We start from the raw sequence: 25,927 nt of genomic DNA, 5'->3' as shown, positions 1-25,927 counted from the left end.
GCCGACGGGCCGGGCATGATGTCGGCCGTGGGGGGATCGCTCGGGCGAGCGCTGGTCGTGACGTTCTCGGTGCTGGCCGTGCTGCTGACGTCGGCGTGCGCGTTCCCCGTCGACGGGCGGGCGATCCCCAGTCGTGAGGTGACGGTCGGCGCCGATCCCTCGTTCATCTCGGGCACCAACGGCAGCGAGGAGGACCGCCTCGCGGCCGCGACGATGCGCGACCTCGAGGGCTTCTGGGGCCGGGAGTTCCCGTCGCTGGCCGGGGGGCGGGCGTTCGCGCCGCTGGCCGGCTACTTCTCGGTCGATCCTCAGGGCCGCGGCGAGCGCCCGGTGCCGTGCCTGCCCAACCCGCAGGAGATCGAGGGCACGGCGTTCTACTGCCCGCGCTCCGACGTCATCGCGTGGGACCGGACGAACCTGCTGCCTCAGCTGCGCCGCGAGTTCGGGGACGCCGCCGTGGTCGTCGTGCTCTCCCACGAGTTCGGGCACAGCGTGCAGGGCCGGCTCGACCAGGACGGCGCCCTCGCCGCCGCGCCGACGATCCTGCTCGAGGCGCAGGCCGACTGCTACGCGGGCGTGTTCCTGCGCCGCGTGCGCGACGGCGCGCTCCCCGACCTGCGCACGGGCGCGACCGGCATCGACGGGGCCATGGGCGCGCTGATCACCTTCCGCGACCCGGTGGGCACCTCCCCGCGCAACGCCGACGCCCACGGCAACGCCTTCGACCGGGTCTCGTCGTTCCAGGACGGCTTCGACGGCGATCCCGCCGCCTGCGCGTCGATGGGTCGCGAGCGGGTCTTCACGCAGCAGTCGTTCCGCTCCCCCGCCGACGAGAGCTCGGGGGGCAACCTCGGCGTCGAGGAGCTGATCCGGGCGATGGTCCCCGATCTCGACCGCTGGTTCGGCGACGAGGTCCGCCGCCGCGGTGGGCAGTGGACCGCTCCGGGCGCCGAGCGCGGCGATCCGACCTGCCCCGGGACGGACGGCGATGTCCAGGGGCCGGTGGCCTGGTGCGGCGGCGAGGGCGGCCCGTCGGCGGTGCGCATCGAGACCGGCGGCACGCTCGCGGCCGACCACGCCCGCATCGGCGACTTCTCGACGGGCACCCTGCTCGCCTCGCGCTACGGCTCGGCCGCGCTCGCCGCGCTCGGGCGGCCCACCACGGGCCCCGAGGGCGGGCGCGCCGCGCTCTGCCTCGCCGGCGCCTACAGCGCCGCCGTCGGCACCGGCGACAGCGCGTTCGGCCTGTCCCCCGGCGACCTCGACGAGTCGGTGACCCTGCTGCTCGGCGAGGACACCGCCTCCCGCGGCACCGACGGCGTCGCCGCCGCCGCCACGGGCTACGAGCGCATCCGCGTCTTCCGCGCCGGCGTCACCGGCGGCGCGGACGCGTGCCTGCGCGGGGTCTGAACGGCGGAGCCCAGGTGTCAGCGGCGTGCCGTCGCAGACGTCGACTGTCCGAATCAGGGGAACGCGCCGCCAGGGCCACGCACTCGACGGGGGCGAGGACCTAGTACAGCGCGCGCGCCAGGGCCCGGCGGGCGGTCGTGACGCGCTCGTCGTCGGTGCCGAACAGCTCGAACAGCTCGACGAGGTGGGTGCGGGCGCGGTCGCGGTCGTCGCCCGCGGTGCGCGCGACCGTCTGCACGAGCCGGTCGAACGCCCCGGTCACGTCCTGGGCGGCCACCTGGGCGTCCGCGGCGGCGATCTGGGCGTCGACGTCGTCGGGCGCGGCGTCCGCGCGGCCGATGGCCGACGGGTCCGCCGATTCGGCGCGCTCGAGGAACTTCACCTGCGCGAGCGCGGCCGCCGCCTCGGCGTGGGCCGGCTCGCTCGCGAGAATCTGCTCGTAGGCCTGGGCGGCCGCGGCGTAGTCGCCGCGCTCCAGGGCCTCCTCGGCCGCGACGATGCGCGGGTCCTCGGGCTCCTCGACGGGCCCGGCGTCGACCTCGCCGCCGGCGCGGGCCTCGGCCTCCGCGATGCCGGGCATCTGGTCGCGCAGCGCGTCGAGCAGCTGGGTGATCCACTGGCGCAGCTGCGGTTCGGGCTGGGCGCCGTTGAACGACGTCACCGGCTGGCCGCCGGCCACGACGACGACGTGCGGGATCGACTGCACCTGGAAGGCCTGCGAGATGCGCGGGTTCGCGTCGACGTCGATCTTCGCGAGGATCCACGCGCCGCGGCCCTCGGCGGCGAGCTTCTCCAGCACCGGCGAGAGCTGCTTGCAGGGCCCGCACCACTCGGCCCAGAGGTCGACGACGACCGGCACCTGCATGGAGCGCTCGATGACCTCGGCCTGGAACGTCTCCTCGGTGACGTCCAGGACGGTGGTCGTTGCGGCGCCGCCACCGGCGGCGGGCGGACCACCGCCGCCCGCGGGCTCGGCGGGACGCTGCGGGGCGCCGCTGGCGGGGGTGCGCTGCTCGGCGCGGGCCTTGAGGCCGGACAGATCGACGGCTCCGGCCATCGCGGACGAGAGCGCTGCGGCCTGGGCCGCCTGGCGGGAATCGGGACGTGCCACGACGTCGAGTCTGCCAGGTGCGGCGAGCCCTCGTGGTCAGCCCTGGAGGCGTTCCTCGACGCGCGCGATCTTCGCCTGCATCTGCCCGCTGTGGCCGGGGCGGATGTCCGCCTTGAGCACGAGCGAGACGCGCGACCCGTAGCGCCCGGCCGCCTCGGTCGCCCGGCGCACAACGTCCATCACCTCGTCCCACTCCCCCTCGATCGACGTGAACATCGACGATGTCTCGTGCGGGAGGCCCGACTCGCGCACGACGCGCACCGCCGCCGCGACGGCCTCGGAGACCGACCCGTCCGCACTCGGCGAGCCGTCGACGCCGACACCGGACGGGGAGACGCTGAACGCCACGATCACGCGTCCAGCCTGCCACGTACCCCCGAAATCTCATCGGGCGCTGATAAATTCGCCGACGCCATGACCGCGTCCGCACCACTGCCGTTCGACCCGATCGCGCGGGCCGCGTCCCTCTGGAACGAGCGGATCGGCGAACCGCGCGCGATGGCGGCGGTCACGAGCGTCATGCGGGTCCAGCAGATCCTCCAGCAGGCGGTCGACGCGGCCCTGCGCCCGCACGGCCTGACCTTCGCCCGCTACGAGGCGCTGGTGCTCCTGCGGTTCTCGCGGGCCGGGGCACTCCCGATGCGGATCATGGGCGAGCGGCTGCAGCTGCACCCCACGTCGATCACCAACATCGTCGACCGCCTCCAGGGCTCCGGCCTCGTGGTCCGCCGCCCGCACCCGACGGACGGGCGCACCACGCTCGTGGAGATCACCGACGCCGGGCGGGATCTGTGCGCCGCGGCGACGGCGTCGGTCACGGCCATCGACTTCGGGCTGGTCGGGCTCGACGAGGGCCAGACCGAGATGCTGACGAGCCTGCTCGCGAGCGTGCGTCACGCCGCGGGCGACTTCGCCTGAACGCTGCTTTGCACGGGCTGCAGCACCCCGTCCTCGAGATGGGCCACCTCGTCGACGAGATCGAGACCCTCGCCCCGGTGGGCGAGCAGGACGACCGTGCGGCCCGCCGCCCCGTCGACGAGGTCGGCGACGAGGGCGCGGGCGGTCGCCGGGTCGAGGCCCTCGGTGGGTTCGTCGAGCACGAGCACGGCGGGGTCGGCGAGCAGCGCCCGGGCGGCGGCCAGGCGGCGGCGCTCGCCCCCCGAGACCGAGCCGGTGTCCAGCCAGGTGTCGAGGCCCTCGGGCAGGCCGTCGAGCCAGGGCGCGAGGCGCACGCGGTGCAGCGCGGCGACGAGGTCGGCGTCGGTGGCCGTCGGGGCCGCGAAGCGGAGGTTCTCGCGCAGGGTGGTCGCGAAGACGTGGTCGTGCTCGCCGACGAGGGCGACCGCGCGGCGCCAGCCGTCGCCGGGCACGGCGGCGGCGTCGACCCCGCCGAGCGTCATGCTCCCGGCCGCCGGGTCGAGCAGGCGCGTCAGCACCGCGGCGAGCGTCGACTTGCCCGACCCCGAGGCACCCGTGACACCGAGATGGTGGCCGGCGGGGAGGTCGAGGTCGAGGTGGCGCAGGGCCGGCACGGGTCCCCAGCCGGCGGTGACGTCGTGGAGCACCAGGCGCCCCCGGCGCGGGGGATCCGCCGGGTGCTCGGGCTCCGCCGCCGGTGGGACGGGGGTCGCGAGCGCGGCGAGCCGGGCCCGGGCGCGGCGTCCGCGGACCACGGCGGCGGCCGCGGCGGGCAGCGCGAGGACGGTCTCGCCGAGAGCGAGCGGGGCGAGCACCGCGACCGCGGCGAGCTCCGGCGACACCGCCGCCGGGGCGGCGAGGGCCGCGCCGATCGCGGCGGCGCCGAGCCCGAGCTGCGCGAGCGCGGCGGCGACGGCCCCACCGGCGGCGTCGCCACGGCGGGCACGGGCGAGCGCGGCGGCCCGCGCGCGGGGCACGGCGCGCAGCGCCTCGGGTCCGCGGGCGGCGAGCTCGTCGCGGGCGGCGTGGGTCTCGACCACCGCGGCGCGCAGGTCGTCGGTGCCGCGCTCGACGGCGGGCCCGTGGCGGCGTGCCAGCACCGCGGCGACCAGGGGCGCGCCGACCACCGCGAGCGCCAGCCCCGGCAGGAGCGCACCGGCGACGCCGGGCCCGATCAGGGTCGCCGTGCCGAGGAGCGCGGGTAGGGCGAGGGCCGCCACGGCGAGCGGCAGCACGCCGCGCACGAGGCCGTCGAGGCGCACGTCGACGTCGTCGGTGACCCGGGCGAGCAGGTGGCCCCGACGGCCGGCGACCGCGCCGGGCACGCGCTCGGCGAGCGCCGCCACGACGTCCCGGCGCCAGCGCACCATCCGGCCGAGGCCGTCGGCGTGCGCCGCGACCCGCTCGAGGTGGCGCAGCAGCGGGCGCGCGATCGCGAAGCCCCGCACGGCGACGACCGCGATCGACAGCGTGAGGATCGGCGGCTGGTCCGCGGCGCGCGCGATCAGCCACGCCGCCGAGGCCGTCAGCGCCACCCCCGCCAGCGCCGCCCCGGTGCCGAGCACGACCGCGCGCGGGAGCCCGCCGGGCCCGGTCGTCGCAGCGAGGGACGCCTCACCTGCGTCCGAGGCAGCGAGGGCGTCCCTCGGTCCGACAGGGCCCGCGACACGCGCCGCACCGAGGGACGCCTCGCCTGCGTCGGAGGCAGCGAGGGCGTCCCTCGCTCCCGCACTCCCCGGACCCGCCAGGTCGACGACGCGGTCGGCGGCGTGGCGCAGGGCGTCGCGGTGGGCGACGGCGAGCACGAGCGCGCCCGCCCCCGCCAGGGCTCGGAGCTCGGCGACGACGGCCTGCTCGCTCGCGGCATCGAGGTGCGCCGTGGGCTCGTCGAGCAGGACGACGGTGCCGGCGGGGTCGGTGGCGGCGTTACCGAGCACCCGGGCGAGGGCGAGGCGGCGCCGCTGGCCCGAGGACAGCGAGCGCCCGGCCTCGGCGAGGGGTGCCACGGGGTCCAGGTCGAGGCCGAGGCGCCGCAGCAGGGCCGGTGACCCGTCGCCCAGCGCCTCGCCCACGGTCGCGGCGTGCGGGAGCCGGGGATGCTGGCCGAGCACGACGAGACGCCCGTGCACCTCGACCTCACCGGTGGCGTGAGCGGCGTCGTCGAGCGTGCCGGCGAGCGCGCGCAGCAGCGTCGTCTTGCCGACGCCCGAGGGCCCGGCGACGACGAGCAGCTCGCCGCCGGCGCCGTCGAGGGCGGCCAGGCGGGGCGTCGCCGCGCGCCGTCCCGGGTGCCGGACGACCAGGTCCCGCACGGACACGCGCGCACGACCCGCCGACACCGACCGCTCGAGCGCCGACCCTGCGGGCGCCGGCGAGGACGACGCGAGCACCGCGTCCCGCTCGTCGAGCACCGCTGTGGCCCGCGCGGTGTCGTGGAAGCGCGCCCCGGCCTCGCGCACGGGGCGGTGGGCCTCGCCCGCGAGCAGGATCGCGACGAGGGCGGGGTAGAGCGCCATCGTGCCCTCGACCAGGCGCACGCCGGCCCCGACCGCGACGAGCCCGACCGACAGCGTCCCGAGCAGCTCCAGGGCCGTCGACGACAGGAACGCCACCCGCAGCACGCGGACCGACGCCTCGCGGTGCCGCTCGCCGAGCGCGGCGACGGAATCGACGGCCCGCCGACCGCGCCCGAACAGGCGCAGCGTGGCGAGGCCGGAGACGGTGTCGAGGAAGTGCCCGGCCAGCCGCTCGCCGGCCTCCCACTCGCGGCGCGCCCGGGCCCGCGCGGCCCACCCCAGCAGCACCGCGAACACCGGCACCAGCGGCAGCGTCGCGGCCACGACCAGCGCCGACGGCCGGTCGGCGAGCGCGAGCACCACCAGCACCGCGGGCGGGAGCAGCACCGCGAGCACGAGCGCGGGCAGGGTCGTGGTGAACCACCCGCGCAGCGCGTCGACGCCGTGCCCGGCGAGCCCCACGACCGCGGGCGCGTCGTCGTGGCCGAGGCGGTCGAGCAACCGCTCACGCTCGCGCTCGACCACCTGCTCCCCGGTGCGCGCCGCGAGCCACGGCTCGAGCCACGCCAGCAGCGCCCGGGCGACCACCACGAGCGCGAGCACGGCCACCGCGCCGCGCGGCACGCCCTCGGTGCCCGTCACCAGGGCGGTGACCACCGACGCCGCCGCCAGCGCCGCCGCCACGGTGCCGGCGGCCTGCGCGATCCCCACGAGCACCAGCCCTGTGACGCCGGGCGACGCCCCGCGGGCGAGCGTCAGCAGCCGCGGGTCGACGGGGCCCCTCACGTCGCCACCCGCTCGCTGGCCACGCGCCGACGGAACACCCAGTACGAGAAGGCCTGGTACGCCACGACGCCGGGCAGCACGAGCACCGCGGCGATCGTGATCAGCCGCAGCGCGCCGGGGCTCGCGGCCGCGCCGGCGACGGTCAGCGAGAACGCCGGGTCCAGGGTGCTCGGCAGCACGACGGGCAGGTGCGCGGCGAGCACCGCGACGACGCCGCCGGCCACGGCCACCGAGGTCGCCGCGAACGCCAGCACCTCGCGCCGGTCCGCCACCAGGACGGCCACCACCCCGACGGCCACCAGCCCGAGCGGCGCGACCGCCACGGCCAGCACCGCCACCGGCACCAGCGCCCCGAGCGCCGCCACCCGCGCCCGGGCCCGCAGCGGGCCCGTCGTGCGCAGGCCCAGGAACGTCGCCCCCTGCACCAGCGCGACCCCGACGCCCAGCGCCGCCCCCACCAGCGCGGGCGTCGACACCAGCGGCGCCACCGAACGCCCGAGGCCCGACCCGACGACCTCCCCGTCCGCGCCCAGCGCGAGCCCGGTCGCGAGGACGCCGAGCACCGCGCCCCACAGGGCCGCGACGAGCAGCGACGAGCCCGCGAGGACCCCGTCGCACGCGGCGCGCCAGCGTGCGGTGCCGCCCTTGGACCGGAACTCCAGCGCCACCCCGCGTGCGGCCAGCGCGAGCAGGATCAGCACGAACGGCAGGTAGAGCCCGCTCATCAGCGCGGCGTACCAGTCGGGGAACGCGGCGAACGTGACGCCGACGGCGGCCACCAGCCACACCTCGTTGCCGTCCCACACCGGGCCGATCGTCGTCACCCCCGCGCCGCGCTCGTGGTCGTCGCGACCCAGCGCGCCCGCGAGCACCCCGACGCCGAAGTCGAAGCCCTCGAGCACGAAGAACAGCACCCAGCAGGTGACCGCCAGGGCGAACCACAGGGTGGGGAGGTCCATCGCGGGCTCCTAGTAGGACGGGACGAGGGGACGGTCGGGGGTCTCGGCGGCCTCGGGGACCGGGGCGTCGCCGCCGGTCCGGGCCACCCGCAGCACGAGCCGGACCCAGACCACCGCCAGCAGGCCGTAGACCGCGGCGAACCCGGCCAGCGAGGCGACGATCTCGACGGGTGTCAGCCCGGGCGAGACCCCGTCGGCGGTGCGGAACAGGCCGAAGACGAGCCAGGGCTGGCGGGCGGTCTCGGTGAACAGCCAGCCCGCGGTCGCGGCGAGGGCGGGCAGGACCGGGACCATCCACAGCCCGCGCAGCAGCCAGCGGTCCACCAGCGCGAACACCCCAGGCACGCCGGGCGAGAGGTCCCGGCCACGGCGCATCCGCCACAGCACCCAGGCCGCCACGATCGTCGCCATTACCCCGAACCCGATCATGAAGCGGAAGCTCCAGTAGGCCACCGGCACGACCGGGACGTAGTCGCCGGGCCCGAACTGCGCGACGTACTGGGCCTGCAGGTCGTCGATGCCGCGCACGGTGGCCGTCGGGTCACCCGTCGCGAGGAACGAGAGCAGCCACGGCACGTCGAGCGAGAAGAACGGCTCCCTGTCCCCCGGCGCGCCCACGGCGAAGAGCGAGAACGGGGCCCCCGCCTGCGTGGCGTAGAGCGCCTCGGCGGCCGCCATCTTCATCGGCTGCACGCTGGTCATGACCTTGCCCAGCAGGTCGCCGGTGAGCGCGACCGCCGTCCCCGAGACCAGCGTCGTCCAGGCCCCGACGCGCACGAGCAGGCGCCACTGCCCCGTGGCGTCGCCCCCGGCCGACTGCCAACGCCGGTACCCCCCGATCGCCAGCAGCAACGCCCCGCCGCCGAGGAAGGCGCCGGCGATCGTGTGCGGAAAGGCGGCGAGGACGACCTGGTTGGTCAGCAGGTCGGTGAAGTCGCCGAGGCGCGCCCGGCCGGTGACCGGGTCGAGCGTGTAGGCCACCGGGTTCTGCATGAACGCGTTGGCCGCGAGGATGACGTAGGCCGAGATCATCGTCCCGACGGCGACGATCCAGATCGTCGCCAGGTGCAGGGCGGGACGCAGCCGGTCGGCCCCGAACCACCACAGGCCCAGGAACGTGGCCTCGAGGAAGAACGCGAGCATCCCCTCGATCGCGAGCGTCGGGCCGAAGACGTCGCCGTAGAAGCGGGCGAAGTCCGACCACGAGAGCCCGAACTGGAACTCCTGCACGAGCCCGGTGACGATGCCGACCGCGAACGTGATCATGAGCAGCTTGCCCGCGACCAGCGTCAACCGCTGCCACCGCGGGTCGCCCGTGCGGTGGTGGAAGGTCTGCAACAGGGCCGTCAGCGTCGCCAGCGAGATCGACAACGGGACGAACAGATAGTGGTACACGGTCACGACCGCGAACTGCAGTCGGGACAGCTCCAGCGCGGTCATGGCGACCTCCCACCTACGACACGACGTCGTATCTACGACCGAGCGTAGTACGACGGGTTGCGTTGGCAAGGGGATCCACGGTTAGGATGCGTGGCGTGGCCCTCGGTGAGCTGGAGCGCGCGGTGATGGGGCAGTTGTGGGCCGCTCCCGGCCCCCTGACGGTGCGTGAGGTGCACGACAGGCTCGAACGGGAGCTCGCCTACACGACGGTGATGACGGTGCTCGGGCGCCTCGCGAAGAAGGGCGTCGTCCGGCAGGAGCGCGACGGCAAGGCCTACCGCTACGCCGCGGCCTCCACCCGTGAGCAGCTGACGGCCTCGCTGATGCTCGACGCCCTGGGCGACGTCGGCGACGACCGCACCGCCGCCCTCGTGGCCTTCGTCGACCGCGTGGGCCCCGAGGAGGCCGCCACGCTGCGCGCGGCCCTGCAGACCGGGCCGTCGACGGCCCCCGCCACCGAGATGCCGGAGATGCCGCAGGTGCCCCAGCCACGTGTCGACGGCGACGAGCGCGCCCCCGACTCGTGATCACCGCCCCTCCGGGCCCAGACTGACCCACCATGGCCTCGGTGTGGCTGGCCGTGCTGGCCCTCGTGCTGGCCGGCCCCGTCCCCTCCGCGCTCGCCCGCGCCCGCTGGCCCGCGCGCGTGCCGCGCGCCGCGATCGTGCTGTGGCAGGCCGTCGCACTCGCGGCCGTGCTCGCCGCCGTCGGCAGCGCGCTCGCCGCGCCCGAGGAGCTGCTGCGCGCCCTCGGGCCGGAGCAGCGCACCGGCACCCCGTTGCTGATCGCCGTCGCCGTCGCCGCGACGATCGCCGGGCTGATCGTCCTGCGCCTGGCCGCCGTCCTCGTCCTGCTGGGTGTGCGCACCCGCCGGCGTCGCGCCCGGCACCGGGACATGGTCGACCTGCTCGACCGCGCCGAGCGCAGCGCCACGGTCGGCAGCCCCGGGGCCCGCGCCGTGCTGCGCGTCCTCGACGGCGCGGTGCCCTTCGCCTACTGCGTGCCCGGGCGCGCCCCCCGCGTGGTGGTCACCGAGGCGGCGCTCGACACCCTCGCGCCCGAGGAGCTGCGCGCCGTCCTCGCCCACGAACAGGCCCACCTCGACGCCCGCCACGACCTCGTCCGCGAGAGCTTCGTGGCCCTCCACCAGGCGTTCCCCGTGCTGGTCCGCAGCCGGCAGGCCCGCGATGCCGTGGGCCTGCTGCTCGAGATGCTCGCCGACGACGCCGCCCGCACCAGGTCCTCGGACACCGCGATGGCCGGTGCGCTCGAGGCGTTCGTCGTCACCGGCGACACCGAGATCGCCGCCCGGCTCGAGCGCGTGCGGACCCTGCGCTGCGGCGACCGCCGCCTCGCCACCGGCATCTACCTCGCGGCGGCCGCGGTGGTCGTCGTGCCGACGGTCGCCGTCGTCATCCCCTGGCTCTCCGCGGCGCTGCCGGCCGCGGGCCTGCAGTGACAGGGCCAGAGCCGACGGACCCTCAGGTCCGCACCGAGGCGACGACCTCGTCGGCGGCGGCGTAGGGGTCGAGCTCGCCGGCGACCACACGCTCGGCGAGGGCCGGCAGCGTCGCCGAGCCCGACATGTCCCGGATACGGGCGCGCAGGTCGGCCAGGGCGATGGCCTCGATCTCGGCGCGGGCGCGGCGGCGGGGCCCCTCGGCGAGGAGGTCGTGGTCGGCCGCCCAGGTGCGGTGCCGGTCGAGCGCGGCGACGAGCTCGTCGATCCCCTGCCCCGTGGCGGCCACCGTCCGCACCACGGGCGGGCGCCAGGACGGGCCGTCGACCTCGCGGCGGTTGAGCGAGATCATGTGCTGGAGCTCCTGCACGGTGGCGTCCGCGCCGTCCCGGTCGGCCTTGTTGACCACGAAGACGTCGGCCACCTCGAGGATCCCGGCCTTGGCCGCCTGGACGGAGTCCCCCATCCCGGGAGCCAGGAGCACGACCGTCGTGTCGGCCAGGGCCACGACCTCCACCTCGGACTGGCCCACCCCCACCGTCTCGACCAGGATCACGTCGCACCCGGCGGCGTCGAGGACGCGCAGGGCCTGTGGCGTCGCCGCCGCGAGACCACCCAGATGGCCGCGGGTGGCCATCGATCGGATGAACACACCCGGGTCCGTCGCGTGGTCACCCATCCGGACCCGATCGCCGAGCAGCGCCCCGCCCGAGAACGGCGAGCTGGGGTCGACCGCGAGCACGCCGACGCGCCGGTCGTCGGCCCGCAGCGCGGAGACCAGCCTGGAGGTCGTCGTCGACTTCCCGACGCCCGGAGAGCCGGTGAGGCCCACCACACGGGCGCGCCCGGTGTGCGGGGCGAGAGCCGCGGCCAGCTCCCGGAGTCGGGGACTGCCGTCCTCGACCAGCGAGATCAGCCGCCCCACCGCCCGCGGGCTGCCCTCGCGTGCGTCGGCCACCAGACGGTCCAGATCCACGGCGCGCCACGTTACCCACCGCGACCGGGACCCATCGCCGGATGGAGCTTGGGAAATCAAGCGTGCGCTGCGTCACGGGGGTGGCAGTTCGATTCAGACGGTTAGGGTGCGCGCCATGCCATCCGACGACCTGAGCGCGAGCGGGATCACGACGATCGACCACGTGGGCATCGCCGTCGCCGACCTCGACACCGCGATCGCCTGGTACGCCGAGAACCTCGGCCTCGTCGCGACCCACCAGGAGGTCAACGAGGAACAGGGGGTGCGCGAGGCGATGCTCCACGCACCCGGCGACGACTCGGGCCCGGCGGTGCAGCTGCTGGCGCCGGCGAACGAGTCGTCGACGATCGCGAAGTTCCTGGACCGCAACGGCCCCGGACTCCAGCAGGTGGCCTACCGCGTCACCGACGTCGAGGCGAGCGCCGCGGCGCTGCGGGAGAAGGGGCTGCGCCTGCTCTACGACGCCCCGCGCCGGGGAACGGCAGGCTCCCGCGTCAACTTCGTCCACCCCAAGGACGCCGGTGGCGTCCTCGTCGAGCTCGTCGAGCCCGCGGCCGAGCACTGAGCCGCCGACCACCGAGCCGCAGTGCACTGAGCCGCGCCCACCGACCCGCTCACACCCCGGTCCCCAGAAACGTTACCCACCGGTAGCCTGCGGCGACCGCACACATCCGGAGGCAAGAACCGTGCAGGACATCCGCGACGCCATCCTCGCCGACGACACCGCCGCCCTCGCCGGTCTGTCGGTCCCCGAGTCCTACCGGGGCATCACCGTCCACGCCGACGAGGCCGACATGTTCGAGGGGATGGCCTCGCGCGAGAAGGACCCGCGCAAGTCGCTGCACCTCGACGAGGTGCCGACGCCCGAGGTCGCACCCGGTGAGGCCCTCGTCGCCGTGATGGCGAGCGCGATCAACTACAACACCGTGTGGACCTCGATCTTCGAGCCCGTGTCCACCTTCGGCTTCCTCCGGCGCTACGGCCGCATCTCCGAGCTCGCCAAGCGCCACGACCTGCCGTACCACGTCGTCGGCTCCGACCTCTCCGGCGTCGTCCTCAAGGTCGGCGCCGGCGTGCAGATGTGGAAGCCGGGCGACAAGGTCGTCGCGCACTGCCTCTCGGTGGAGCTGGAGAGCCCCGCGGGCCACGACGACACGATGATGGACCCGGAGCAGCGCATCTGGGGCTTCGAGACGAACTTCGGCGGCCTGGCCGACGTCGCGCTGGTGAAGACCAACCAGCTGATGCCGAAGCCCGAGCACCTCACCTGGGAGGAGTCCGCGTCCCCCGGCCTGGTCAACTCCACGGCGTACCGCCAGCTGGTCAGCCCCCACGGCGCCAACATGACCCAGGGCGACGTCGTCCTGATCTGGGGCGCGTCGGGCGGTCTCGGCTCCTACGCGACCCAGTTCGCGCTCAACGGCGGCGCGACCCCGGTCTGCGTCGTCTCCTCGCCCGAGAAGGCCGAGCTCTGCCGCAAGATGGGCGCCGAGCTGATCATCGACCGCTCCGCCGAGGGCTACAAGTTCTGGTCGGACCCCGAGACCCAGGACCCGCGCGAGTGGAAGCGGTTCGGCTCGAAGATCCGTGAGCTGACCGGCGGCGACGACCCCGACATCGTGTTCGAGCACCCGGGCCGCGAGACCTTCGGCGCCTCGGTCTACGTCGCCAAGCGCGGCGGCACGATCGTCACCTGCGCCTCCACGTCGGGCTTCATGCACCAGTACGACAACCGGTACCTGTGGATGAACCTCAAGCGGATCATCGGGTCGCACTTCGCGAACTACAAGGAGGCCTACCTGGCGAACCGCCTGGTGGCCCAGGGGAAGATCCACCCCACGGTGTCGAAGACCTACGCGCTGGAGGAGACCGGCGAGGCGGCCAACGACGTCCACCACAACAACCACCAGGGCAAGGTCGGCGTGCTCTGCCTCGCTCCCGAGGAGGGCCTCGGCGTCACGGACACCGAGAAGCGCGCGCAGCACGAGGCCTCGATCAACCGCTTCCGCGGGGTGTGAGGACCATCCGTTCGGCCTCACCCGTCCGTGGAGCGGCCCCCGCGCCGCCGGTACCGTGACCCGCATGCCGTCCGACGAGCACGAGCTGTTGCCGCTGGGGACCGGCTTCGACGTCGTGCGCCGCGGATACGACCGCGGCCAGGTCGAGGAGCACCTCGACCGCGTCGAGGCCGACCTGCGGATCCTCACCGCCGACCGCGACGCCGCGGTGGCCCAGGCCACCGAGCTCGCCCGCGCGCTGGACCACCACCGCGCCTACGTGGAGGACCTGCGGGCCCAGGTCGACCGGCTCTCCGCGCCGCCGGACACCATGGAGGGGCTCTCGGAGCGCCTCCAGCGCATGCTGCGCCTGGCCCAGGACGAGACCCGCGCGATGCGCGACGACGCCGCCGAGGCGGCTCGCAGCGTCCGCGCGGACGCCGACGAGTACGCCCGCCGCAAGACCGGCGAGGCGGACGAGCACGCGCGCACCGTCGTCGCCGGCGCCGAGGACCGCGCCCGCCGCACGGTCGAGCACGCCGAGGAGCAGGCCCGCTCCACGGTGCAGGAGGCCGAGGACCAGGCCCGCGGCACGCTCGACGAGGCCCGTCGGCAGGCCCGTGAGCTGCACGAGCGCGCCGAGGCGGACGCCGAGCGGGCGCGCACCCGCTACGACGAGGGCCTCGCCGACAACGACCGGCGCCGCCGGGCGATGGAGGACGAGCACCGCGCGCTCATGGACGGGGCGCGGGCCGAGGCCGCGCGCCTGCGCACCGAGTCCGAGCAGGAGCGCGACCGCCTCGACGCCGAGGGCCGGGCGACCCGCGAGCAGGTCGAGACCGACTTCTCGGTGGCCATGGCCGCCCGCCGCCGGGAGGCGATGCGCCAGCTGGAGGCCGACGAGCAGGCCTCGAAGGAGCGCGCCGAGAAGCACGTGCAGGACGCCGCCGAGGAGGCCCGCCGCCGGCTGCGCGAGGCCGACGCCGAGGTCGCCGAGATGCGGCGGCTGCGTGACCGCGTGGGTGGGCAGCTGAACATGCTGCGCGCGGCACTGGGCGCCCTGCCCGCCGTCGACGCGTTCCCCGACGAGGGCGGCACCGAGCAGCGCCCGGTCCTGCCCGACCCGCCGGCCTCCGCCCCGCGTCCCTCACCGACCCCGCACGGTGAGGCGGGCAACGGGCACGGCGGCGACCTCGGCGGGGCCCAGGCGCCCGAGCAGCGCACCGGCGCGCCCACGCGCTAGCGGCTCACCCGGACCGGGCGCGCTCCCGGCGCCAGCATCCGGTGTGCCAGTGCCGGCGCTCGCTGTTGGCGCTGTCGTCGTCCTCGACCTCGTCGGCAGGCCACGCGACCACGTGCGGCGTGCGCGGCGGGATCTCCTGGTGGCAGCCCGGACAGCGGTAGGTCTTCGTCGCGGCCGTCCCGCTGATCGATCGCACCGTCCAGCCGCCCTCCTCGCGCACCCAGCCGCCCCGCAGCGGCGGAGGGGCCGGTGCGGGGCGAACGGGGTGGCGACGCGAGCGGCGGGCCATCGGGCGCGGGAGACCTACTTCTTCTGGTAGTCCCGGAAGCCCTGGCCGGTCTTGCGGCCCAGGCGGCCGGCGGTGACGAGGTGCTCGAGCAGCGGCGCCGGGGCGAACCCGGGCACGCGGAACTCCAGGTAGAGCGACCGCTCGATCGCGAGCGACACGTCGAGACCCACGACGTCGAGCAGCGCGAACGGCCCCATGGGCAGGCCACAGCCGTTCTTCATGGCCGAGTCGATGTCGTCGGCGGTGGCATAGTTCGCCTCGAGCATCGCCGTCGCGTCGTTGAGGTACGGGAAGAGCAGGGCGTTGACGATGAAGCCGGCGCGGTCGCCGCAGAGGACCGGGTGCTTGCCGATCTTCGCCGTGACCGCCCGCACGGTCGACGTCACGTCCGGCGAGGTCGTGATCGGGCTGACGATCTCGACCAGCTTCATCACCGACGCCGGGTTGAAGAAGTGCATCCCGATGACGTCGTCGGGGCGATGGGTCGCCGCGGCGCACTCGACCACCGGCAGCGACGACGTGGTGGTGGCGAGGATCGCGCCGGGCTTGCAGACATCGTCGAGCGCCCCGAAGACGGCCTGCTTGACCTCGAGGTCCTCGGCGACGGCCTCCACGACGAGGTCGGCGCCCGCGAGGTCGTCGAACGTCGTCGTCGGGCGGACGCGGGCGAGGGTCTCGTCGCGGGCGGACTCGCTGAGCTTGCCCTTGACCACCGCCTTCTCCAGCGACTTCCGGATGCCGGCGACGACGCCCTCGCCCTTGGCCTCGGTGCGCGCGCGGACCACGACGTCGTACCCGGCCTTCGCGAACACCTCGGCGATGCCGGTGGCCATCGTCCCGGTGCCGACGACGCCGACCGTCGAGATCGCGCGCTGGTCGACGGCCTCCTGGCCGGGCGGCGGCGGGGTCAGCGAGTCCGCGACCACCTCGGGCGATCCGGGGGCGGCGTAGGTGTAGAAGCCGCGCCCGGACTTCCGGCCCAGCAGGCCGGCGGTGATCATCTGCTTGAGGATCGGGGCCGGCGCGTGCCGCTGGTTGCGCGACTGCTTGTACATCGTGTCGAGGATCTCGTAGGCCGTGTCGAGGCCGATGAGGTCCATCAGCGCGAGCGGGCCCATCGGGTAGCCGCAGCCGAAGCGCATGGCCGCGTCGAGGTCCTCGCGCCCGGCGTAGTGGGCCTCGAACATGCCCACGGCCTGGTTGAGGTAGGTGAAGAGCAGGTTGTTGGCGATGAACCCGGCGCGGTCGCCGCACACCACCGGGCTCTTGCCGAGCGTCACGGCCAGGGCGGTGACGTCGGAGAGCACCTCGGGGTCGGTGACGACGGTGCGCACGACCTCGACCAGCGCCTGGACGGGCGCGGGGTTGAAGAAGTGCATGCCGACGACCTGGTGCGGCCGCTCGGTGCGCACCGACAGCTCGGTGATCGACAGCGACGAGGTGTTGGACGCGAAGATCGTCTCCGGGCCGCACACCTTGTCCAGCGCGCCGAACACCTCGGCCTTGAGCTCGAGGCGCTCGGGGACGGCCTCGACCACGAGGTCGGCGTCGGCGAGGTCGTCGAGGTTGGTGGTGACGCGCACGCGGGACAGCAGCGCCTCGCGGTCCTCGGCGGCGAGCTTGGAGCGGTCCACGGCCCGCTGGGTCGAGGCCTCGAGGGTCTCGCGGCCGTGGTCCGCGGCGGCGGCCTCGACCTCGACGGCGACCACCTCGATCCCCGCGCGGGCGAACACCTCGACGATGCCCGCCCCCATGGTGCCGAGACCGACCACTCCCACCCGGGCGAATTCGCGCGCCACGTCCGACCTTCCTGCCGACGACGGTTGTCCGGGCGCGATCCTGCCATGCGCGGCGGCGTCTCACCCCGACCCGAGGGATGGGTCTCTACTCGCGGGTAGCTTGACCGTTCCGGTAGGCACGGGCGTGTCGCGCCGGGCCAGGAGGGTCGCGCCGACCAGCGCGGCGAGCGCGAACGCCACCGCCGCGACCCAGAACCCGGCGGCGATCCCGGACGGCGCGGCGGTCTGCCCCGGCGTCTCCCCGTCCGCCGCGATCACCACGGCACCGATGACCGCGACGCCGAGCGTGCCGCCGAGCTGGCGGACGGTCTGCACGACCCCCGAGGCCTGGGTGCGCTCCGAGACGCCGACACGGGCGAGCGCGTCGGTGTTGGTCGGCGACAGCGTCAGCCCGAGACCGATGCCGACCAGGGCCATCCCGGGCGTCTGGAGGGCGTACTCCAGGCCCGGCAGCGCGAGCAGCCAGAGGACGGTCCCGACCGCGCAGAGGACCAGGCCGGTGATCACCGGACCGCGGACGCCTGCTCGGTCGAACCAGCGTCCTCCGAGCTGGGCGGCCACGGTGAGCGGCAGGATCAGCGGCAGGACGGCGAGCCCGGCCGCCATGGGTCCGAAGCCGAGCAGTTCCTGCAGGTAGATCGAGCTGTAGAGCACCAGGCCGAGCAGCCCGAACTGCACGAACCCCATGACGGCGGCGTCACCGGTGAAGGCGCGGTCGGTGAACAGCCGGACGTGGATCAGCGGGTCGGCCGCCCGCACCTGGCGCACGACGAACCAGCCCGTCGCCGCGAGCCCGCCGACGAGCAGGGCCGGGACCAGCGGCGACGAGAGGCCGTCGGTGCCCGCGAGCTGGATCCCGAACGTCGTCGCGGCCAGACCCGCCACGACGAGCAGCACGTCGAGGGGCCGGACGGCGGCCCCGGGGACGCGCGCCGCGGGGACCGGGGCGATTGCGACGAGCACGAGCGTCGCGATGCCGACCGGGACGTTGAGGAAGAACACCGCGCGCCAGGACACGTACTCGGTGAGGAGCCCGCCGATGAGCGGCCCGAGCGCCACGAAGATCTGGCTGATGCCGGCGAAGATCGCCATGGCCCGCCCGCGCTCCCCCGGCCCGAACGAGGCGATGACGATCGCGCCCGACACCGGCACCATCAGCGCCGCTCCGGCCCCCTGCAGCGTCCGGCAGGCGAGGATCGTCGCCTCGCCGAACTCCCCCGCCGGGGCCAGCCCGCAGCCGACGGAGGCGAGGAAGAACAGGCTCACCCCGGACCGGAACGCCCGCCGCGGACCGAGCAGGTCCGCGGCCTTGCCCCCGAGGGCCACCAGGGCCGCGAGCGCCAGGACGTAGGCGTTGACCACCCACTGCTGCGCGCCCGGCGACAGCGACAGGTCGCGCCCCATCGTCGGCAGGGCGACCGACACCACCGTCTGGTCGAGCATGATCATCGACAGCGAGCCGGTCATCGCGACGAGGACCAGCCACCGCTGGGGCGACACCTCGCCCGCCGGTGCGCTCACCTGTCCCGTCCCCGCAGCTTCCAGCCGACCATCGCCGCGGCGGCCGGCAGGAGGGCGAGGCCGTGGGGCATCCCCGCGACCGGCTCCGGGTCGGTCGGCGCGGGGCGCGACCAGGACTGGTCGTCGCGACCGCGGTCGGGCCGCAGGCCGATCTCGGCGAGCACGTTCACCGCCATCATCCCGGTGAACACGGGGTTCGGGTTCGGCCCGCCGCCGACCTCGGAGATCTTCCGGGTGAAGTCGTCGAGGAACCGGTGCGGATCGACCGGCTCGTGGCCGGCGGTGACCTCCAGTGCCGCGTCCTGCAGGGCCACGCCCTGGTCGACGAGCTCGTCGAGATGGGCCACCGCGTCGTCACCGCGCCGGACGGCGGCGTCGTGCGCCTGCGTCACGGTCGCCACCGCGCCGTCGGCGACCGCGGTGGCGACGGCGCCCAGGACCGTGTGCAGCTTGAGCTGGTCGGCGTCGGGCATCGCCCCGCAGCCGCCGTTGGCCTCGTCGCCGAGGTGGACGAGGCCGGTATCGCGCAGGTGGACGACGACGTGCCCCGCGGTGTGCCCCTGGCTGCGCAGCACGCGGACGGCGCCGTCGGCGAAGGACCACCCGGTCATCCGCGCCGAGCCGAGCCGCAGGCGCTCGAGCGGGCGCTCCTCATAGGCCCGGGTCGTGGCGCCGAACGGGCGCAGCGGCTGGAACAGCGAGACGATCTTTCTCGCGGCCAGCGCCGGGGGCGCCGGCAGCGCGGCCACGCCGGCGATCCGCTCGAAGGCGTGCTCCCAGTAGGTGACCGGGTCGCGCATCTGCGCGAGGTCCCGCGCCGGGACCCAGTGCTCCGCCGGCAAGCCACGCTCGGCGGCGAGCTCGTCGACGAGGTCGTTGTTGCCGACGTGGTCGGTGTGGCCGTGCGTGGTGAGCAGCAGCAGCCGCGACCAGGGCCCGACCCGGTCGACCGCCGCCCGTAGGGCGGCGCGGAAGGCCTCCGTCACGCCCGTGTCGACGAGGACCAGGTACTCCCCCGCGCGGTGCACGAGCGCGTGGCCGACGTCCGGCTGCTCGTGGGCGACGTCGAGCTCCTGCCCGATCACCAGGACGGTGCGGTCGTCGATCTCGACGAGGTCGCCGAGGGTGTGCTCGCCGGGCATCGCGGTCCTCTCCGGGGCGGCCGTCCGACCGTCTCCGGACAAGCATCGCTACTCGGGCGCCCGGTGTTCCACTCCTGCGCCCGTTCGGGGAGCGCGAAGGATCCGCGCGACCTCCTCGGGTCTCGGGAAGCCGGACGAGGGGCTGGGCCCGGTGAGGACGTGCAGGCGGGAGCCTGTCCGTCAGCGCCGCCGCCCGTACAGCACGCTGACCAGTACGGCGAGGACCTTCACGACCCAGCCCGGACGGTCGAAGGTCATGACGTTGACGCTGCGGAAGCGGCGCTCGGAGATCGCCAGCGGCCGGGTGAACTCGCGCAGCCCGTCGACGCCGTGGATGCGCCCGAAGCCGGAGTCGCCGACGCCGCCGAAGGGCAGCGACGGGATGCCCGCGAAGGCGATGACCCCGTTCACCGACACCATGCCGGCGCGCAGCCGGCGGGCGACCTCGTGGCCGCGGGACTTGGCGAACACCGAGGCGCCCAGGCCGTAGCGCGAGGCGTTGGCGTGGTCGACGGCCTCGTCGATGTCGCGGACGCGGTTGACCACCACGGTGGGCCCGAAGGTCTCGTCGGTGACCGCGGAGCTGTCCTCGGGGACGTCGGCGAGCACCACGGGCTCGACGTAGGGCGCGCGCACGGAGTCCCGCCCGCCGACGACGGCCCGCCCGCCGCGGGACAGCGCGTCGTCGATCTGGCCGGAGATGACCCCGAGCTGCGAGGGCATGGTGATCGGCCCGTAGTGGGCGTCGGGTGCGCCCCCGGGCGCGATGGTGGCGGCGCGGGCGGCGACCCGGTCGAGGAGGTCCTCGGCCACCGCGTCGACGACGTAGACCCGCTCGACGCCGACGCAGGTCTGCCCGGCGTTGGACATCGCGCCCCACACGACAGCCGCCGCCGCGTCGTCGAGGTCGGCGTCGGCGTCCACCAACAGGGCGTCCTTGCCGCCGCACTCGACGAGCACCGGCGTCAGCGTCTCGGCGCAGGTGGCCATGACCTTCTTCGCGGTGGCCGTCGACCCGGTGAACGCGACCTTGTCGACGCCGGCGCGGCACAGCGCGGCCCCGGTCTCGCCCTCGCCGGTGATCAGCTGGAACACCGCGTCCTCACCGACGGCCTCGGCGAAGCTGTCGACCAGCCACTTCCCGACGCCCGGGGTGAGCTCGCTGGGCTTGAACACCACGGTGTTGCCCGCGGCCAGCGCGTAGACGATCGAGCCCATCGGGGTGAAGACGGGGTAGTTCCAGGGCCCGAGCACCCCGACGACGCCCATCGGCGGGTACTCGACGCTGGCCTTGTGGTTGACCATCAGCAGGCCGGCCGCCGCGTTGCGCGGGCCGAGCACCTTCGCGGCGTTCTTGGCCGCCCAGTGCAGGTGGTCGAGCGCGAGGATGCCCTCGATCCGGGCGTCGTCGAGCGGCTTGCCGGTCTCCCGGCTGACCACGGCGGCGAGCTCGTCGCGCCGGCGGTCGAGCAGCTGCCGCCAGGCCGCGAGCTTGCGGGCCCGGCCGTCGAACCCGAGGTCGTTCCACCACCGCGACGCCCGCCGCGCCCGCGCGACGACCTCGCCGACCTGCTCGGGCGTGTGGCGCGGGTAGCTGGCGATCACCTGGCCGTTGCGGGGATCCAGGGAGTCGAAGGTGTCCGGCTGCTCGCTCGCGGGGACCGACACCGCGTCGCGGGTGCTCGTCATGGCGCGAATCTACGCACCAGTAGCGGTCAGGCGCGACCGTTCGAGCCATGTCAGCGAAGTGCCGTCGCAGACATCCAGTGTCCGTATTCTTCCGTCGATCACTCGAGCGATGCGCGGATCTGCTCGGCCGTGGCGTCGAGGCGCGCCCGCTCCGGACGGGTCCAGGCGGCCAGGAGGCGCAGCCCGTCACCGCGCCGGCGCGGGATGACGTGCAGGTGGACGTGCCACACCGTCTGCCAGGCCACCGCACCGTCGGCGAGCAGGAGGTTGACGCCGTCGGCGAGGCCCGCCGCCCGCAGACCCGCGGCCACACGCGCCGCGAGCGACCACAGTGCGGCCCCGTCGACGTCCTCGACGTCGGCGAGGTGCGCGGCGTGCGCCCGCGGGACGACGAGCACGTGGCCCGGGACGAGAGGCTGCAGGTCCAGGAACGCGACGGCGCGGTCGGAGGAGGCCACGACACTCGCCTCGCCGCGCCCGTCGACGATGCGACAGAAGACGCACTCGCCGTCGACCTCGGCGGGCAGGTGCTCGCGCAGGCGACTCCGTCCGAGCCGTCGCGCGAGTGCGCGGGAGAGACGGCCGCCCACGGGCGTCAGAACAGCCGGAACTCGTCCACGACCGCGCCGCGCAGGGCGTCGTAGTCGAGCGTGACGCAGCGGATGCCGCGGTCGTTCGCGAGCACCTTGGCCTGGGGCTTGATCTGCTGCGCCGCGAAGATACCGGCCACCGGGGCGAGCAGCGGGTCGCGGTTGAGCAGCTCGAGGTAGCGGGTCAGCTGCTCGACGCCGTCGATCTCGCCGCGGCGCTTGATCTCCACGGCGACGGACCCTCCGTCGGCGTCGCGGCAGAGCAGGTCGACCGGCCCGATCGCGGTGGGGTACTCGCGGCGGACGAGCGTCCACCCCTCCCCCAGTGTCGTGACGTGCTGGGCGAGCAGCTGCTGGAGGTGCGCCTCGACGCCGTCCTTCACCAGCCCCGGGTCGACGCCGAGCTCGTGGGACGAGTCGTGCTGGATCTCCTCGAGGGTGATCGTCAGCGTCTCGTCGGCCTTGTTCTTCACGGTCCAGACGCCGGGGGCCTCTGTGAGCCAGCACGGCGGGCTCATCCAGTTCAGCGGCTTGTAGGCGCGGTCGTCGGCGTGGACGCTGACCGACCCGTCCGCCTTGACCAGCAGCAGCCGTAGCGCGCTCGGCAGGTGGGCGGTGAGGCGGCCGTCGTAGTCGACCGTGCATCGGGCGATGACGAGGCGCACGACCCGAACACTAGGAGACGGCCGACGTGGATCATCCCGGGGTGTGGAGCACCCCGTCACGACGAGCACCCGCGAGGTCTACGCCAACCCCTGGATGACCCTGCGCGAGGACACCTTCCGTCGCCCCGGCGGGGCCGAGGGCGTCTACGGGGTGGTCGACAAGCCCGACTACGCGCTGGTCGTGGCCCTCGACGGGGACCGGCTGGCCATGGTCGAGCAGTACCGCTACCCGCTGGGGCTGCGGCGCTGGGAGTTCCCGCAGGGCACCGCCCCCGACCGTGCGGAAATGGCCGCCCCGGAGCTCGCCGCCCAGGAGCTCCGCGAGGAGACCGGCCTGACCGCGGCCACCTGGACCTACCTGGGGCTGCTCGACGTCGCTCCCGGGCTGTCCTCCCAGCGCGGGCGGGCCTACCTCGCCACCGACCTCACCGCCGGCGAGCCGGCCCGCGAGGACACCGAGGCCGACATGCGCTTCGCCTGGGTCCCCCGCGCCGAGTTCGAGCGGCGAGTCCGTGACGGCGAGATCACCGACGCCCAGACCCTCGCCGCCTACGCGCTCCTGCTGCTCCGTTCGCTCTAGCGCCCTCAGACCAGCCTGGGGGCCACGCTGACGCTCAACGTCAGGAAATCCCCCATCTCGACACGGCGTGGGCGCGTGGCGCCGCGGGCTCGCGGGCAGAGTGGGGGCATGGCGTTGGTGCGGTTCGGTCCGCTGGCGGTGCCCTCCCCGGGCGAGGTGGTGGACACCGGGCGGTCGGTGCTCGGCTGGGTCGGCGAGCTCGTCGACGTCGGCGCGCGGCTGCCCGGGCGGGTGGACGCGCTGCTCGACGAGGTGACGCGGCTGGTGGGCGTGCTCGGCACGCTGGCCGACCGCGTCGACGGGCTGGTGGACCGCGCCGACGGCATCGTGGTCCGGGTCGACGGCGTCATGGAGCGCGTCGACGGCGTCCTCGGCGAGGCCCGGAGCATCACCGAGGGCGCGAACGAGGTGGTCGGGAGCGCCCGATCGATCACCTCCGGGGCCGAGGAGGTCGTCGGCTCCGCGCGCTCGATCACCGCGGGCGCCGAGGAGGTCGTGGGCAGCGCCCGGTCGATCACCTCCGGTGCCGAGGAGGTCGTCGGCTCCGCGCGGTCGATCACCGCGGGCGCCGAGGAGGTCGTGGGCAGCGCCCGCAAGATCACGCTGGGTGCCGACGACGTCGTCGAGTCGGCCCGTCGCATCACCGGCGGCGCGGAGGAGGTCGTCACCTCCGCCCGCTCGATCACCTCCGGGGCCGACGAGGTGGTCACCTCCGCCCGCTCGATCACCAGCGGCGCGAACGAGGTCGTCGAGTCCGCCCGATCCATCACGAGTGGCGCCGAGGGCGTCGTCGGCGACGCCAAGCAGATCACCGACGGCGCGCGGGGGATCGTCGAGGGCGCCGGGGAGACGAGCCGGTCGGCCCAGGAGCTCCTGGACCTCTACCAGCCGATGCTCCAGCGGGCCGCGCCGCTCGCCGGCCGGTTCGTCGACGAGCTCAGCCCGGAGGAGGTCGACGCGCTGATCAAGCTCGTCGACGAGATGCCCCAGTTCACCGAGCACATGGTCACCGACATCATGCCGATCCTCGCGACCCTCGATCGCGTCGGACCGGACCTCCACGAGCTGCTCGACGTCACCAAGGACCTGCGTCAGGCCATCGACGGCATCCCCGGCTTCGGCTTCCTCAAGAAGCGCGGCGCCGCCAAGGACGACGAGGAGGAGGTCTGACGACGGCTCACGACGCCGCCCCGCGTACCACCGACGCCACCTCCTGCGGCCGCGACATCGCCGCGGAGTGCCCGGCGTCGAGGTGCACGACGGTCCCGGCCCGCTGGGCCATCGCCTCCTGCGCGGACGAGGGGATCGCCGCGTCGCGGTCGCAGACGACGTAGGTGCTCGGGGTGTCGTGCCAGGCGGCCCGGGTGAGGGGCGTTTCGGTGGCGGCCCGGCTCAGCAGTCCGAGCCTGCCGGCCGCCGACGCCGCGGTGGCGGGGTCGAGGTCGTTGTAGAAGACGGCTTCGGGGGTCGTCGCGACGATGTGCCGCTCGTGCACCTCCCACCACGGCGGCGGGGTGCCGCCGGCCGCGGCGAGCAACGACTCCCCCGCCTCCAGCATGAAAGCGCAGAGATAGACCAGGTGCGTCACCCGCCCGCTGGCCGCCTCCGACACCGGCAGCCCGCCGTAGGAGTGCGCGACCACGACGACCGGGCCGTCGATCGCCGCGATCGCCTCCCGCACCGTCTGCGCGTCGTCCTCCAGGCCGCCCAGCTCGTCCGGGCCCCCGGTGCAGCTGGGCAGGTCGACGGTGCGCACGTCGAACTCCCCGAGCTCGTCGACGAGTGGCTCCCAGAACCAGGAGCCGTGCCAGGCGCCGTGGACGAGGAGCAGGGTGGGGCGCGGCATCGGGTCCTCCGAGATCGCCGGGATCGGTCGCCGCGGATCGTGGCGCGGGCCACACCCCGCGCAGGGCGTCGTTTCCGGTCCCCGGAAGGCCGAGGTCAGGCCGGCAGCACGGCCTGCGTCTGGGTCGTCCGGGCGACGAGGCGGCCCCGGTCGTCGGTGACGTCGGTCTGCACGACGATCTGGGTGCGCCCGGAGTGCACGGGACGGGCCGTCGCCCGGACCTCGGAGCCCGAGGAGCCCGAGGAGCCCGACACCGCGCGCAGCAGGTACGTGCCCGACTGCGTCGTCGCCGTCCGCGCCCCCGCCGGCAGCCCGAGGTACGCGCAGACGGCGCCCGCGGTGTCGGCCAGGGTCATCAGCGCGCCGCCGTGCAGCAGGCCGCCGGCCGTGGTGTGCGCGTCGGACCAGGGCAGGACGGCGACGGTCTCGTCGGGGCCGGCGGTCTCCAGCCGGATGCCGAGCCCGGCGGCGAAGGGCATGGACCCGATCAGGTCGTCGCTCATGGCGGAAGCCTCGCGGGACGGGGCGCTGATCGTCCATGACCCACGAGGTCATCGACCCGCCTACCGGCCCGCGGTGAGGGTTCTCCCCGTCAGCACGACGCACCGAGGAGGACCTCATGACCGACACCACCGACACCGCCGCCCTCGTCCAGCGCTACCTCGCCGCCTGGAACGCGACCGACCCCGCCGCACGGCGCGAGGCGATCGCCGCGGCGTTCACACCCGACGCCCGCTACGTCGACCCGCTGGCCGACGTCCGGGGTCACGACGGCGTCGACGCGCTGATCGCCGGCGCCCAGGAGCAGTTCGCCGGCCTGACCTTCTCCCCCGGCGAGGTGCTCGACGCCCACCACGACGTCGTCCGATTCACCTGGCACCTCGGCCCGGCAGGCGCCGAGCCCGTGGTGATCGGGTTCGACGTCGCCGAGGTGGCCGAGGACGGGCGGCTCGAGCGCGTCCACGGCTTCCTGGACCGCGTGCCCGGGTGA

At 74.9% G+C, this 25,927-nt stretch carries 25 protein-coding genes; 10 read left to right on the top strand and 15 right to left on the bottom strand.

The annotated features are described in order from the left end of the window. Nucleotides 1-27 precede the first annotated feature (27 nt). Nucleotides 28-1,410 (top strand): neutral zinc metallopeptidase, encoded by a 1,383-nt coding sequence (locus PH189_RS14135; RefSeq protein WP_274189439.1) that lies wholly within the window; start codon nt 28-30, stop codon nt 1,408-1,410. A gap of 100 nt (nt 1,411-1,510) precedes the next feature. Here PH189_RS14135 and PH189_RS14130 read toward each other — a convergent pair whose 3' ends face one another. Continuing rightward, nucleotides 1,511-2,467: a tetratricopeptide repeat protein gene (locus tag PH189_RS14130; protein ID WP_274189583.1), complete on the bottom strand. Its 957-nt coding sequence runs from the start codon at nt 2,465-2,467 to the stop codon at nt 1,511-1,513. Between the two features lie 90 nt (nt 2,468-2,557). Then, entirely contained in the window at nt 2,558-2,875 is a 318-nt protein-coding gene (locus PH189_RS14125; protein ID WP_274189438.1) for a thiamine-binding protein, read from the bottom strand. Between the two features lie 60 nt (nt 2,876-2,935). On the opposite strand from PH189_RS14125, the gene PH189_RS14120 reads away from it, so the two are divergent. After that, nucleotides 2,936-3,439: a MarR family winged helix-turn-helix transcriptional regulator gene (locus PH189_RS14120; RefSeq protein ID WP_274189437.1), complete on the top strand. Its 504-nt coding sequence runs from the start codon at nt 2,936-2,938 to the stop codon at nt 3,437-3,439. Here PH189_RS14120 and cydC read toward each other — a convergent pair. Genes cydC through PH189_RS14105 form a run of 3 tightly spaced genes read right to left on the bottom strand, consistent with a single transcriptional unit; the run spans nt 3,415 to nt 9,140 of the window. Next, entirely contained in the window at nt 3,415-6,741 is a 3,327-nt protein-coding gene (gene cydC, locus PH189_RS14115) for a thiol reductant ABC exporter subunit CydC (protein WP_274189436.1), read from the bottom strand. The two genes, PH189_RS14120 and cydC, sit on opposite strands and share 25 nt — an antisense overlap. Further along, nucleotides 6,738-7,700 (bottom strand): cytochrome d ubiquinol oxidase subunit II, encoded by a 963-nt coding sequence (gene cydB, locus PH189_RS14110; protein WP_274189435.1) that lies wholly within the window; start codon nt 7,698-7,700, stop codon nt 6,738-6,740. Before cydB ends, cydC begins: the two co-directional genes overlap by 4 nt. Before the next feature lie 9 nt (nt 7,701-7,709). Further along, a complete protein-coding gene (locus PH189_RS14105) occupies nt 7,710-9,140 on the bottom strand; it encodes a cytochrome ubiquinol oxidase subunit I (RefSeq protein ID WP_274189434.1) in 1,431 nt (476 codons plus the stop codon). A 95-nt stretch (nt 9,141-9,235) separates the two neighbouring features. On the opposite strand from PH189_RS14105, the gene PH189_RS14100 reads away from it, so the two are divergent. Together PH189_RS14100 and PH189_RS14095 are read left to right on the top strand one after the other, a co-directional pair. Further along, nucleotides 9,236-9,667, top strand: coding sequence for a BlaI/MecI/CopY family transcriptional regulator (locus PH189_RS14100; protein ID WP_337994156.1), 432 nt, complete (start codon nt 9,236-9,238; stop codon nt 9,665-9,667). Between the two features lie 32 nt (nt 9,668-9,699). Then, nucleotides 9,700-10,599 carry a M56 family metallopeptidase gene (locus tag PH189_RS14095; RefSeq protein ID WP_274189432.1) on the top strand — a complete coding sequence of 300 codons (900 nt, stop codon included), beginning with the start codon at nt 9,700-9,702 and terminating at the stop codon, nt 10,597-10,599. A 22-nt stretch (nt 10,600-10,621) separates the two neighbouring features. On the opposite strand, the gene meaB is transcribed toward PH189_RS14095, so the two are convergent. Further along, on the bottom strand, nt 10,622-11,575 hold the full coding sequence (gene meaB, locus PH189_RS14090; RefSeq protein WP_274189431.1) for a methylmalonyl Co-A mutase-associated GTPase MeaB: 954 nt from the start codon (nt 11,573-11,575) through the stop codon (nt 10,622-10,624). 115 nt (nt 11,576-11,690) lie between these two features. Between meaB and mce the strand changes: the two genes are divergently transcribed. The 3 genes from mce (at nt 11,691) to PH189_RS14075 (ending at nt 14,815) form a co-directional block, all read left to right on the top strand. Next, nucleotides 11,691-12,140, top strand: a complete 450-nt coding sequence (gene mce, locus PH189_RS14085) for a methylmalonyl-CoA epimerase (RefSeq protein ID WP_274189430.1) — start codon at nt 11,691-11,693, stop codon at nt 12,138-12,140. 121 nt (nt 12,141-12,261) lie between these two features. Beyond that, nucleotides 12,262-13,593, top strand: a complete 1,332-nt coding sequence (gene ccrA / locus PH189_RS14080) for a crotonyl-CoA carboxylase/reductase (protein WP_274189429.1) — start codon at nt 12,262-12,264, stop codon at nt 13,591-13,593. A gap of 64 nt (nt 13,594-13,657) precedes the next feature. Next, nucleotides 13,658-14,815 (top strand): DivIVA domain-containing protein, encoded by a 1,158-nt coding sequence (locus PH189_RS14075; RefSeq protein ID WP_274189428.1) that lies wholly within the window; start codon nt 13,658-13,660, stop codon nt 14,813-14,815. Between the two features lie 4 nt (nt 14,816-14,819). Here PH189_RS14075 and PH189_RS14070 read toward each other — a convergent pair whose 3' ends face one another. The 7 genes from PH189_RS14070 to nucS all read right to left on the bottom strand — a co-directional run bounded on the left by PH189_RS14070 (nt 14,820) and on the right by nucS (nt 22,510). Then, nucleotides 14,820-15,104: a hypothetical protein gene (locus tag PH189_RS14070; RefSeq protein WP_274189427.1), complete on the bottom strand. Its 285-nt coding sequence runs from the start codon at nt 15,102-15,104 to the stop codon at nt 14,820-14,822. Nucleotides 15,105-15,118: 14 nt separating this feature from the next. Continuing rightward, nucleotides 15,119-16,903, bottom strand: coding sequence for a 3-hydroxyacyl-CoA dehydrogenase family protein (locus tag PH189_RS14065; protein ID WP_274189426.1), 1,785 nt, complete (start codon nt 16,901-16,903; stop codon nt 15,119-15,121). Between the two features lie 60 nt (nt 16,904-16,963). Beyond that, entirely contained in the window at nt 16,964-18,424 is a 1,461-nt protein-coding gene (locus tag PH189_RS14060; RefSeq protein WP_274189425.1) for an MFS transporter, read from the bottom strand. After that, nucleotides 18,421-19,566 (bottom strand): MBL fold metallo-hydrolase, encoded by a 1,146-nt coding sequence (locus PH189_RS14055; protein ID WP_274189424.1) that lies wholly within the window; start codon nt 19,564-19,566, stop codon nt 18,421-18,423. Before PH189_RS14055 ends, PH189_RS14060 begins: the two co-directional genes overlap by 4 nt. Before the next feature lie 180 nt (nt 19,567-19,746). Continuing rightward, complete coding sequence (locus PH189_RS14050) at nt 19,747-21,255, bottom strand: aldehyde dehydrogenase family protein (protein WP_274189423.1); 1,509 nt, start codon at nt 21,253-21,255, stop codon at nt 19,747-19,749. Between the two features lie 98 nt (nt 21,256-21,353). Continuing rightward, nucleotides 21,354-21,845, bottom strand: coding sequence for an HIT family protein (locus PH189_RS14045; protein WP_274189422.1), 492 nt, complete (start codon nt 21,843-21,845; stop codon nt 21,354-21,356). 5 nt (nt 21,846-21,850) lie between these two features. Then, nucleotides 21,851-22,510 carry an endonuclease NucS gene (gene nucS, locus PH189_RS14040; protein WP_274189421.1) on the bottom strand — a complete coding sequence of 220 codons (660 nt, stop codon included), beginning with the start codon at nt 22,508-22,510 and terminating at the stop codon, nt 21,851-21,853. 94 nt (nt 22,511-22,604) lie between these two features. On the opposite strand from nucS, the gene PH189_RS14035 reads away from it, so the two are divergent. Further along, nucleotides 22,605-23,090, top strand: coding sequence for an NUDIX domain-containing protein (locus PH189_RS14035; protein ID WP_274189582.1), 486 nt, complete (start codon nt 22,605-22,607; stop codon nt 23,088-23,090). A gap of 108 nt (nt 23,091-23,198) precedes the next feature. Next, the gene (locus PH189_RS14030) at nt 23,199-24,260 is read left to right on the top strand and encodes a methyl-accepting chemotaxis protein (protein ID WP_274189420.1); all 1,062 of its coding nucleotides are present in this window, start codon (nt 23,199-23,201) and stop codon (nt 24,258-24,260) included. A gap of 7 nt (nt 24,261-24,267) precedes the next feature. On the opposite strand, the gene PH189_RS14025 is transcribed toward PH189_RS14030, so the two are convergent. Both PH189_RS14025 and PH189_RS14020 read right to left on the bottom strand, forming a co-directional pair. Next, a complete protein-coding gene (locus tag PH189_RS14025; RefSeq protein WP_274189419.1) occupies nt 24,268-24,936 on the bottom strand; it encodes an alpha/beta fold hydrolase in 669 nt (222 codons plus the stop codon). Between the two features lie 95 nt (nt 24,937-25,031). Further along, nucleotides 25,032-25,439 (bottom strand): PaaI family thioesterase, encoded by a 408-nt coding sequence (locus PH189_RS14020; protein WP_274189418.1) that lies wholly within the window; start codon nt 25,437-25,439, stop codon nt 25,032-25,034. 116 nt (nt 25,440-25,555) lie between these two features. Between PH189_RS14020 and PH189_RS14015 the strand changes: the two genes are divergently transcribed. Further along, nucleotides 25,556-25,927, top strand: coding sequence for a nuclear transport factor 2 family protein (locus PH189_RS14015; RefSeq protein ID WP_274189417.1), 372 nt, complete (start codon nt 25,556-25,558; stop codon nt 25,925-25,927).

It is taken from the genome of Actinomycetospora chibensis, assembly GCF_028737215.1.
Lineage (GTDB): Bacteria > Actinomycetota > Actinomycetes > Mycobacteriales > Pseudonocardiaceae > Actinomycetospora > Actinomycetospora chibensis.
This window is presented reverse-complemented; position numbering and strand designations above follow the sequence as displayed.